9 protein-coding genes and 1 tRNA gene are annotated in these 10,858 nt (G+C 72.6%); all 10 read left to right on the top strand.

Annotated elements, in window-relative coordinates:
• The first annotated feature begins 170 nt into the window (after nt 1-170).
• The 10 genes from ABZ951_RS07235 to ABZ951_RS07190 all read left to right on the top strand — a co-directional run bounded on the left by ABZ951_RS07235 (nt 171) and on the right by ABZ951_RS07190 (nt 10,715).
• On the top strand, nt 171-1,367 hold the full coding sequence (locus tag ABZ951_RS07235; RefSeq protein WP_344089450.1) for a DNA polymerase III subunit delta': 1,197 nt from the start codon (nt 171-173) through the stop codon (nt 1,365-1,367).
• A 207-nt stretch (nt 1,368-1,574) separates the two neighbouring features.
• Nucleotides 1,575-3,221 carry an alpha/beta hydrolase gene (locus ABZ951_RS07230; protein WP_344089451.1) on the top strand — a complete coding sequence of 549 codons (1,647 nt, stop codon included), beginning with the start codon at nt 1,575-1,577 and terminating at the stop codon, nt 3,219-3,221.
• A 99-nt stretch (nt 3,222-3,320) separates the two neighbouring features.
• Nucleotides 3,321-3,394: transfer RNA gene (locus ABZ951_RS07225), tRNA-Thr, on the top strand.
• Nucleotides 3,395-3,613: 219 nt separating this feature from the next.
• On the top strand, nt 3,614-3,904 hold the full coding sequence (locus ABZ951_RS07220; RefSeq protein WP_344089452.1) for a hypothetical protein: 291 nt from the start codon (nt 3,614-3,616) through the stop codon (nt 3,902-3,904).
• A 157-nt stretch (nt 3,905-4,061) separates the two neighbouring features.
• Nucleotides 4,062-6,281, top strand: coding sequence for a non-ribosomal peptide synthetase (locus ABZ951_RS07215; RefSeq protein WP_344089453.1), 2,220 nt, complete (start codon nt 4,062-4,064; stop codon nt 6,279-6,281).
• Nucleotides 6,282-6,332: 51 nt separating this feature from the next.
• Nucleotides 6,333-7,319: a TauD/TfdA family dioxygenase gene (locus tag ABZ951_RS07210; protein WP_344089454.1), complete on the top strand. Its 987-nt coding sequence runs from the start codon at nt 6,333-6,335 to the stop codon at nt 7,317-7,319.
• 36 nt (nt 7,320-7,355) lie between these two features.
• The gene (gene sbnB, locus ABZ951_RS07205; RefSeq protein WP_344089455.1) at nt 7,356-8,393 is read left to right on the top strand and encodes a 2,3-diaminopropionate biosynthesis protein SbnB; all 1,038 of its coding nucleotides are present in this window, start codon (nt 7,356-7,358) and stop codon (nt 8,391-8,393) included.
• Nucleotides 8,394-8,437: 44 nt separating this feature from the next.
• Nucleotides 8,438-9,430 carry a 2,3-diaminopropionate biosynthesis protein SbnA gene (gene sbnA, locus ABZ951_RS07200; protein ID WP_344089456.1) on the top strand — a complete coding sequence of 331 codons (993 nt, stop codon included), beginning with the start codon at nt 8,438-8,440 and terminating at the stop codon, nt 9,428-9,430.
• An 89-nt stretch (nt 9,431-9,519) separates the two neighbouring features.
• Nucleotides 9,520-9,726 carry an MbtH family protein gene (locus ABZ951_RS07195; protein WP_344089457.1) on the top strand — a complete coding sequence of 69 codons (207 nt, stop codon included), beginning with the start codon at nt 9,520-9,522 and terminating at the stop codon, nt 9,724-9,726.
• 5 nt (nt 9,727-9,731) lie between these two features.
• Entirely contained in the window at nt 9,732-10,715 is a 984-nt protein-coding gene (locus ABZ951_RS07190) for a TauD/TfdA family dioxygenase (RefSeq protein WP_344089458.1), read from the top strand.
• The last annotated feature ends 143 nt before the right edge of the window (nt 10,716-10,858 follow it).

Below are 10,858 nucleotides of genomic sequence, written 5' to 3'. Positions count from 1 at the left end.
GGCCCTGCGGCCCTGCGGCCCTGCCCCCGGCCGCGGCAAGCGGCCGGCCCTCCACCCCCCGCCGCGGCAAGCGGCCGGCCCCCCAACCCCCCGCCGCAAGCGGCCCGGCGTTCGTTGTCGGTGGGGTGGCCCACAATGGGGGGCGCAGGACATTCCAGTGGAGGACAGCCATGGCGGTGTGGGACGACCTGGTCGGTCAGGACCAGGTGACGGAGCAGCTTTCCGCTGCCGCTCGTGACGCCGATGCCCTCGTCACCGACCCGGCCGCCTCCGGGGGGTCGATGACGCACGCCTGGCTGTTCACCGGGCCTCCCGGGTCCGGCCGCGCCACCGCCGCCCGGGCGTTCGCGGCCGCCCTCCAGTGCGTCAGCCCGGACCGCGCCCACGGCGGGGTGCCCGGGTGCGGCTTCTGCGACGGTTGTCACACCAGCCTCGTCGGCACCCACGCCGATGTCGAGATCGTCCGCACCGACCAGCTGTCGATCGGCGTCAAGGAAACCCGTGAGCTCGTCCGGCGCGCCCAGCTGTCCCCGGCCGTGGGGCGCTGGCAGGTCATCGTCATGGAGGACGCGGACCGCCTGACCGAAGGCGCCGGCAACGTCCTCCTCAAGGCCGTCGAGGAGCCCGCGCCGCGCACGGTGTGGCTGCTGTGCGCGCCCTCCCTGGAGGACGTGCTGCCCACGATCCGCTCCCGCTGCCGCCTGCTCACCCTCCGCACCCCGCCCGTCGGCGCCGTCGCCGACATCCTCGTCCGCCGCGACGGCATCGAGCCCGCGCTCGCCGCGCAGTCGGCCCGCGCCACCCAGGGGCACATCGGCCGGGCCCGCCGCCTCGCCACGGACGAGCGCGCCCGCGCCCGCCGCGCCGCCGTCCTGAAGGTGCCGCTCCGCGTCGCGGACATCGGCGGCTGCCTCAAGGCCGCCCAAGAGCTCATCGACGCCGCCGCCGAGGACGCCAAGCAGGTCGCCGAGGAGGTCGACACCAAGGAGACCGAGGAGCTGCGTGCCGCGCTCGGCGCCGCGGCCGGCACCGGCGGCAGGCTCCCGCGCGGCACCGCGGGGGCGATGAAGGAGCTCCAGGACCGCCAGAAGCGCCGCAGCACCCGCACCCAGCGCGACAGCCTCGACCTCGCCCTGATCGACCTGACGGGCTTCTACCGCGACGTGCTCGCGATGCAGCTCGGCTCGCGGGTCGAGATCGCCAACGCCGACGTCCACGACGCGCTCCGGCGCGTCGCCGAGGAGTCCGGGCCCGACCGGACGCTGCGCCGCATCGAGGCGATCATCGCGTGCAGACGCGCCCTGGACCGCAACGTCGCTCCCCTGCTCGCGGTCGAGGCGATGACCGTCGCGCTGCGCGCCGGCTGATCCCACGCGCGAAACCGCCCGCGGTTACGCCCACTCACTCATACGAGGCCAAGTTCGGCCCTCCACTGGCCATGGCACGCACCTGTGCAGATACGCTCCGTTCGGTCGCTGTGGCTCGGCGTGACTCTCCGTGGTAGTCCTCGTGGTGTTGCCGGCGACTTCTCAGCCTCGTCCCAGTTGTCCATGCCCACGCAGAGGGACCAGCCGATGGATACCAGCCGCCTGCTCCGCACCTCCGGCGCCGTCCTCGCCGCCGCCGCCCTGCTGATCTCCGGCTGCGCGCTGGAGAGCACCTCGCCGCGGGCGTCCGCCGCCGCGCTGCCGCAGGACCGGGGGGACGGGCAGTCCTGGTCCCCCGACGCCGGCGCGTGGCGGGACCCCGCCCGGACGGCCGCGGTCGACGGCCTCACCCGCCCCCTCGACGCCCTGCCGGACGGGCCGCCCCCCTCCCTCCGCCCCTACTACGCGCAGAAGCTGACCTGGCGCCCCTGCGGCACCACCGGCTTCGAGTGCGCCACCCTCACGGCGCCGCTGGACTACGACCACCCGCAGTCGGGCGACGAGGTCAAGCTCGCGGTCTCCCGCAAGAAGGCCACCGGCCCCGGCAAGCGCCTCGGCGCGCTCATGGTCAACCCCGGCGGCCCGGGGGGCTCGGCCGTCGGCTATCTCCAGCACTACGCCGGCCTCGGCTACCCCGCCGCCGTCCGCGCCCGGTACGACATGGTCGCGATGGACCCCCGGGGCGTGGGCGGCAGCGAGCCGATCACCTGCTTCACCGACGCCGAGATGGACGCGTACACCAAGGTCGACCAGACCCCCGACGACGCCACCGAGGTCAGCGAGCTGGCCGACGCCTTCATCTCCTTCGCGGACGGCTGCGCCAACCGCTCCGGCAAGCTCCTGCGCCACGTCTCGACCGTCGACGCCGCCCGCGACATGGACGTCCTGCGGGCCGTCCTCGGCGACGGCAAGCTCACCTACGTCGGCGCCTCCTACGGCACCTTCCTCGGCGCGACCTATGCCGAGCTCTTCCCGTCCCGCGTCGGCCGGCTCGTCCTCGACGGCGCCCTGGACCCGTCCCTCGACGCACGACAGGTCAATCGCGACCAGACCGCCGGTTTTCAGACAGCGTTCACGTCTTTCGCAGAAGACTGCATCAAGCGCAAAGACTGCCCACTCGGCACCGGCGGGACGACCGCCGCCGGTCACCGGCTCGGCGCCCTGTTCCAGCAGATCGACGCCCAGCCCCTGGCCACCGGCAAGCCCCGGAAGCTCACCGAGAGCCTCGCCACCACCGGTGTGATCGCCGCCATGTACGACGAGGCGGCCTGGGGGGTGCTCCGCTCGGCCCTCAGCGCCGCTACGCGCGGTGACGGCAGCCCTCTCCTGAAGCTCTCCGACGCCTACTACGAGCGGGACGGCAGCGGCACCTACTCCAACCTCATGTACGCCAACGCGGCCGTGAACTGCCTCGACCTCCCCGCGGCGTTCCGCAGCCCGGGTGAGGTCCGCAGCGCCGTGCCGGACTTCGAGAAGGCGTCCCCCGTCTTCGGCAGGAACCTCGCCTGGTCGGCCCTGACCTGCGCATACTGGTCCGCCCAGGCCACCGGCCGACCCCATCGCATCTCTGCCGACGGCGCCGCGCCCATCCTGGTCGTCGGCACCACCCGCGACCCCGCGACGCCCTACCCCTGGGCCGTCGCCCTGGCCTCCCAGCTCTCCTCCGGCCGCCTCCTCACCTACGAGGGCGACGGTCACACCGCGTACACGCGGGGGAGCGGCTGTGTGGACGCCGCGATCAACGACTACCTGCTCACCGCGACCGCGCCCCCGGCCACCCGGAAGTGCACCTGACCTGCGGTTCGCCCCCCGGAACCACCGTGTGCGGAGCACCCCCGGAAACTGTGTAGACTTGGCCGCGCTGCAGATGCGAACCTCTCGTACCGGCAGCATGCCGCCTTAGCTCAGTTGGCCAGAGCAACGCACTCGTAATGCGTAGGTCTCGGGTTCGAATCCCGAAGGCGGCTCCGTGAAAGCCCCAGGACTCACTCGCCGTGACCTGGGGCTTTTGCTTACCCGGACGGAGTTTCCGGGGCCGGGGCCCGTACCCGTCGATTGCGGCGATCTCCCTGCCGCAGGCCGAAAACGTCCGCCACCCTGATTGTGATCCATGCGGTGTACACCGTACCGTCAGGGCGCCAGATCCGGCCCTGTACGCAGGCCACCCATCAGGAGGGATGAACCGGATGGACATTGGCGGTGCCATTATCGTGGGGGCCGCGCTGCTGAGCGGAGCCACCGTGGTGACCGGCGTGCTGGTCGGCTTATCGGTGACGCACGCGCGCGGCTGCCGGCGCCATTTCGTCCCCTTGGGCGCGCCCGCCGCCGCGGCAGCGGCCACGGCGCCGGCTCCGGCCGGGCAACTCCCCGATGTCGAGCGGATATCCGCAGGTCAGGACCGTCTCAGCGCCGAGCTGGCCGAGGTCTCGAACCGCGTCCTGGCGATCCAGCGGCTCCTGGAGGACGCCGTCGACTGAAAGCCTTCGGCCGGGCCGCGGCAGTGCCCGGGAAACGATGTCTAAGAGCTCGATAGTCCAGCGATAAAGCCACCTCCTACCGTCTTCCTCGCCAAGCGTGAAGTCACCACGACGATTTCACGATCCGACGAGGCCAGTGTGGGGTGCAACGCTCGTGATGGACGACGCCGATTCGGTGGCGGAGTATCCCGCCACGCTGCCCTCGGAACTCGCTGCCGCCCTTCAGCGGTTGGCCGGGGAATGCGGTGTCGGTACGGAAATCGTGCGGCTCGCCGCGCAGCTCAAGGTCGCCGGTGTCATCGCCGGATTCCAGGAGCTGCCGGCCGGTGAGGACACCTGGCGCGGGCTGATCGCCCGCGTCGCCACCCCGGCGGGCCGCGCCGAGGCCGAAGCGGCGTGGGAGGGTGTGGCCACGCAGGAGTACGTCGGCCCCGAGCGGATCGACGGCTATCTGCGCACCGCCCTGCGGCACCTCGCCGAGCACCCGGACGAGCCGCACCACCTGCGCAGCCTGCTGTCACCGGAAGAACTCCACCTCCAGCTCACGGAGTTCGCCGGCCCCGAGCGGCCGCTTCCGGACCGCCGCTTCCACGAGCTGTTCGAGGAGCGCGTGCGCCGCCACCCCGAGGCGGTCGCCGCGGTCCAGGGCGACACCAGGTGGACCTACGCGGAGCTGAACCGGCGCGCCAACAGGATCGCTTGGTCGCTGCACCGGCGCGGCCTGCCGCCCGAGGGCGTCGTCGCCGTGGTGACCGAACGCAACCTGGAGTGGCTGGCCGCGGTGCTCGCGGTGTTCAAGGCCGGCGGCTGCTACCTGCCGCTGGAGCCGCACTTCCCGGCCGAGCGGATCGCCACCGTCCTGACCCGCAGCGAGAGCCGGTGGGTGCTCGCCGGGCGCGACGTCCCGCACCTGGCGCAGGCCGTCGCGGGCCGCGCGGGCCTGGAACTGTCCTACCTGGACGAGCTGCTGGCCGGTGACGGGCCCGACGGCGATCTCGGCCTGCCCGTCGCCGCCGACCGGCTCGCGTACATCTACTTCACCTCGGGCTCCACCGGTGAGCCCAAGGGCGCCATGTGCGAGCACGACGGCTTCCTCAACCACCTCCTCGCCAAGATCGAGGACCTGGGGGTGGCCGAGGGGCAGGTCGTGGCGCAGACCGCGCCGCAGTGCTTCGACATCTCGCTCTGGCAGCTGGTCGCCGCCCTGCTGGTCGGCGGCACGACCCACATCGTCGAGCAGGAAGTCGTCCTGGACGTCGGCCGGTTCGTCGACACCCTGGCCGACGGCGGCATCGAGGTCGTCCAGCTCGTCCCCTCCTATCTGGAGGTCGTGCTCTCCTCGCTGGAGGAGCGGCCCCGCGAACTGCCGCGGCTGCGCTGTGTGTCCGTCACCGGCGAGGCGCTGAAGAAGGAGCTCGTCCAGCGCTGGTTCGCCGCCTTCCCCGGGGTGCTGCTGGCCAACGCCTACGGGCTCACCGAGACCTCCGACGACACCAACCACGAGGTCATGGACCGGGTGCCGGACCACCGGTCGGTGCCGCTCGGCAAGCCGATCCGCAACACCCGCGTCTACGTGGTGGACGAGCACCTCGCCCCGGTGCCGCTGGGCGCGCCCGGCGAGATCGTCTTCTCCGGCGTCTGCGTCGGCCGCGGCTACGTCAACGACGAGGCCCGCACCAAGGCCGCCTTCGGCCTGGACCCGCACCGGCCGGGGGAGCGGCTCTACCGCTCGGGTGACTTCGGCCGCTGGCTGCCCGGCGGCACCCTGGAGTTCCTCGGCCGCCGCGACTCCCAGGTGAAGATCAACGGCTTCCGCATCGAGATCGGCGAGATCGAGAACCGGCTGCTGACCGCCCCCGGGGTCCGTGACGGCGCCGTGGTGATCGCCGGCATCGCCGAGCGGCCTTACCTGGTGGGCTACTACACCGGAACGCCGGAGTCCGCCGAGGGCGTCCGGGAGTCGCTGGCGGCGGCCCTGCCGTCCTACATGGTGCCCCAGCACCTGCACCACCGGCCCGTGCTCCCGCTGACGGCCAACGGGAAGATCGACAAGAAGGCGCTCACCCGGCTGGCCGCCGAGGCCGAGCGGAGCGCCGCCGACGGGGGCCTGGAGGCACCGGCCACGGACACCGAGCGGCGCGTCGCCGCGCTGTGGTCCCAGGTGCTCAAGGTCCCGGCCGAGCGCATCGGTCGGCACGCGCGCTTCTTCGACCTCGGGGGCACCTCGCTGTCCGCGCTGCGGCTGGTCATCGCCCTGGAACGGGCCGTCTCGATCAAGGAGCTGGCCCTCACCCCGACGGTCGCCGACGTGGCCGCGCTGCTGGACCGCAAGGCGGCGCAGCGGCCGGACACCGCGGACGCCGACGCCGATGCGTGAAGCACCGCCCGCGCCCGCACCCGGCGGGAACGACCGAGAGAGACGACGAAGATGAGCTCCATACCCGTGCAGGATTCACCGGCCACGGCCACCTCACCCGGCGGGCTGCCCGTCCTTGAGGTGACGCTCGCCGGTGCCACCGGGGCCGGCTGGGCCCAGGCGCACCGTGACGAGGTGCACGCCGCCGTCGCCGGGCACGGCGCCGTGCTGCTGCGCGGCCTGGGCGTCGCCTCGGCCGACGAGGTGGCCGGGGTCGCGGCGGCCCTGGGCATCGAGCGGATGACCGAGCGGGAGCGGTTCGCCACCCGGCGCGCGTACGCCGAGGGCGTCTACTCCTCCTCGGAGTGGCCGCCCGACGAGCCGATGTGCATGCACCACGAGGTCAGTTACGCCACCGAGGTGCCCTCCTTCGCGCTGTTCGGCTGCCTGACCGCGCCCCTCAAGGGCGGCAACACCGAGGTCGCCGACTCGCAGGCGGTGCTGGAGGCCCTCCCCGAGGACCTCGTCGCCCGCTTCGAGCGCGACGGATGGCTGCTGACCCGCACGTACCACGAGATCGGCGTGCCCTGGTCGGAGGCGTTCGGCACCGAGGACCGCGCGGCCGTCGACGCCTATTGCGCGGCCGCCGGCCTGGAGCACGAGTGGCTGCCGGACGGTCAGTTGCGCACCCGGCAGCGCCGCGCCGCGGTGGTCCGCCACCCGCGCACCGGGGCCCGGGTCTGGTTCAACCAGGCGGCGTTCCTCAACGAGCGCACCCTCGACCCGATGATCCGCGACTACCTCGCCGACGTGTACGGGCCCGAGGGGCTGCCCTTCAACACCGCCTACGGCGACGGCACCCCCCTCGACGGCGACACCGTCGAGACGATCAACGCCGCCTACCGGGCCGCCGCCGTGGGCGAGCCCTGGCGGGACGGCGACGTCCTGCTGGTCGACAACCTGCGCATGGCCCACAGCCGCGACCCCTACGAGGGGGAGCGCGAGGTCGTGGTGGTCCTCGGCAACCCGGTCCGGCTCGCCGGCCACGTCCTTTCCTGAATCCGCCTCTCCTGAATCCGAACCGTGGAGTCCCTGATGTCCCGTTCCGCGACGACACCTTCGTTCGCCGTGATACCCGGCGGCCAGGTGCACCGTGTCCTCGAAGGCCGGCACCGGGAGGTCGTCGATATCATCGAGGCCGCCTACCGCACCCACGGCGCGGGTGACACCGTCAACCCGCCCTCGTACTTCCTGCGCTTCCCCGACCGCCCGACCTCCCGGATCATCGCGCTCCCCGCGTCGATCGGCGGCGAGTCCCGGGTGGACGGCCTCAAGTGGATCTCCAGCTTCCCCGAGAACGTGGCGGCCGGCATTCCCCGGGCGTCGGCCGTGCTCGTCCTCAACGACCACGACACCGGCTACCCGCTGGCGTGCCTGGAGAGCTCCATCATCAGCGCCGCCCGCACCGCGGCCTCGGCGGCCCTGGCCGCCGACAAGCTGAGCGCGGGCCGGGAGCGGCCCCGCCGGATCGGCTTCTTCGGCGTCGGCATGATCGCCCGCTACATCCACGCGTACCTGGCCGGCACCGGCTGGTCCTTCGACGAGGCCGGTGTCTTCGACCTGTCCGCGGAGTACGCGGGCGGCTTCGCCGACTACCTGGGCCGGGCCTCCGGCGACGGTACGAAGATCACCGTGCACGACAGTGCCGAGGAGCTGATCCGCTCCAGCGACCTGCTGGTGTTCGCGACCACCGCCGGCACCCCGCACGTCACCGACCCCGGCCTGTTCGCGCACAACCCGCTGGTGCTGCACGTGTCGCTGCGCGACCTGGCCCCCGAGATCATCCTCGGCGCGGTCAACATCGTCGACGACATCGAGCACTGCCTCAAGGCCGACACCTCGCCCCACCTGGCCGAACAGCAGGTGGGAAACCGGGACTTCATCGACGGCACCCTCTACGACGTGCTCACCGGGCGCGTCACCCCGCCCGCCGACCGGCCGGTGATCTTCTCGCCCTTCGGCCTGGGGGTCCTGGACCTCGCGGTCGGCAAGCAAATCTACGACACCGTGCTCGCCGAGGGAGAGCTGGCGGTCGTCGAGGACTTCTTCCATGAGATGCGTCGATACGGCTGAGCGGCGGTCCGCATCCTCCATCTTGCGCGAATGCGGGAGGTACTGTGCCGATCATCTCGGCTCCGCAGGAATTCAATGAAGACGATCTCTACGTGGACCTGCGCTCCGCGGCCGGCGTCCCCCTCTACCTGAAGTGCGAGGGGTTCAATTTCGCCGGCTCCATCAAGCAGAAGGCCGCCCGGGAGATGATCGAGGCGGCCGAGGCCACGGGCCTCCTGGGCCCCGGCTCGATCCTGGTGGAATCCTCCTCGGGCAACCTCGGGGTCGCCCTCGCCACCATCGCGGCCGGCAAGGGCTACCGCTTCGTGTGCGTCACCGACTCCCGCTGCAACCTCGCCACCAGGCAGCTGATGGAGGCGCTGGGCGCGGAGGTGCACACCGTCACCGAACCCGCCCCCGAGGGCGGCTTCCTCGGCGCCCGCATGGCCCACGTACGGAAGCTGTGCGCGAGCGACGAGCGCTACGTCTGGCTCAACCAGTACGTCAACGCCAACAACTGGCGGGCCCACTACCGGCTGACCGCACCGCACATCGCCCACCGGTTCCCCGGCCTCGACGTCCTCTTCGTCGGCGCGGGCACCACCGGCACGCTGATGGGCTGCGCCCGCTGGTTCAAGGAACACCGGCCCGGCGTGCGGATCGTCGCCGTCGACAGCGTCGGCTCGGTCACCTTCGGGGGACCGCCGGCCGCCCGGATGATCCCGGGCCTCGGCGCGGGCGTCCGGCCGCCGATGCTCGACGAGTCCTTCGTGGACGACGTCGTGCAGGTACCGGAGATCGACACCGTGCGGGCCTGCCGCCGGATGGTCGGCCACGGCTTCCTCTTCGGCGGTTCCACCGGCACCGTCGTCGCCGGCGCCGCGCGCTGGCTGGACGACCACGCGCGCGACCGCGCGGGGATCACCGCCGTGGCCATCTCGCCCGACCTGGGCGAGCGCTATCTCGACACCGTCTACCAGCCCAACTGGGTGCGGCACATCTACGGCCCCGAGGCCCTCGACGTCAGCGGGCCCGCCGTGGTCGCCGAGTCGGCCTGACCGGGCCCGCGCCCACCGCAGTGAGCGGCCGCCGGTCCCGCCGGCCGCTCTCCCACCGCACCACCGAGCACAGCAGAGAGAGACACACGATGACCAACCCGTTCGAGAACACCGAGGGACGCTACCTGGTCCTGGTCAACGACGAGGCGCAGTACTCACTGTGGCCCTCCTTCGCCGAGGTCCCCGCCGGCTGGCGGGTGGCCCAGGAGGAGGCGAGCCACGAGGCGAGCCTCGCCTACATCACCGAGAACTGGACCGACATGCGCCCGCGCAGCGTCGTCGAGGCGATGGGCTGATCACGATGACGGTCGTACTCGAGAGCGGCGCGCGGGCGCACACCCTCAGGGTGAGCGACGTCGACGCGCTGCTGACCGAACGCGTGGCCAGGGCCCTGGCCGGGGAAGCGGACGCCCTGGTGGACCGGCCGGAGTGGCTGACCGCCGCCCGGCTGGCCTGGCCGGAGCTGCCGCGCGACCTGGTCCGGGCGCTGCGGGAGTTCCACCGCGACTCCGGCCCCACCGGCACCCTGCTGATCCAGGGCCTGCCGGTGGGCGGGGACGCGCTGCCGCCGACCCCGGCGCGGCCCGGCTCCGTCCAGCGCGAGGCCACCCTCGCCGCGGCCGTCCTGACCCTGGTCGCCGGCGGCCTGGGCGACCCGGCCGCGTACCGCCCGGAAAAGAGCGGCGCGATCGTGCAGGACGTGGTGCCCGTCCCCGGCCAGGAGGACTACCAGAGCAACGCGGGCTCCGTGCGGCTCTCCTTCCACACCGAGAACGCCTTCCACCCGCACCGCCCGGACTTCGTCCTGCTGCTGTGCCTGCGGGCCGACCACGAGCGGGTGGCCGAGCTGCGCACGGCCTGCATCCGGCAGGCACTGCCGCTGCTGAGCGACGCGAGCCGGCAGGCGCTGTTCAGCGAGGAGTTCGTCACCGAGCCGCCGCCCTCCTTCGGCATGAGCGACGGCGTCTCCACGCCGCACGCGGTGCTGTACGGCGCGGCCGAGGACCCGGACTGCTGCGTGGACTTCGCGGCCACCAAGCCGACCACCGGGCGGGCCGCGTCCGCGCTGCTCGAACTCCAGGACCTGTTCGACCGCACCGCGCAGGACATCCGGCTGGTGCCGGGCGACCTGGCGATCGTCGACAACCGGGTCACCGTCCACGGCCGGACGCCGTTCCGGCCCCGCTACGACGGGCAGGACCGCTGGCTGCAGCGCACCTTCGCGCTGACGGACCTGCGGCGCTCGCGCGGGTCGCGGGCCGGGGACGGGCACGTCCTGGACTAGGCGGGGGGTGCACCACCGCTGCGCGGCGGTGTCCTCAAACTCCCCCAGCTAACGCTGGGAGGTGCCCCCAGACGGGCTGCTGTGCCTTGTCCTCGAACGCCGGATCCCCCACCGGGGGTGCCTCTTTCCGACCGTGTACGGGT

Source organism: Streptomyces sp. NPDC046215 (genome assembly GCF_040646215.1).
GTDB lineage: Bacteria > Actinomycetota > Actinomycetes > Streptomycetales > Streptomycetaceae > Streptomyces > Streptomyces stramineus.
The sequence above is the reverse complement of the archived record's forward strand: the minus strand, read 5'-3'. Positions and strand labels throughout refer to the sequence as shown.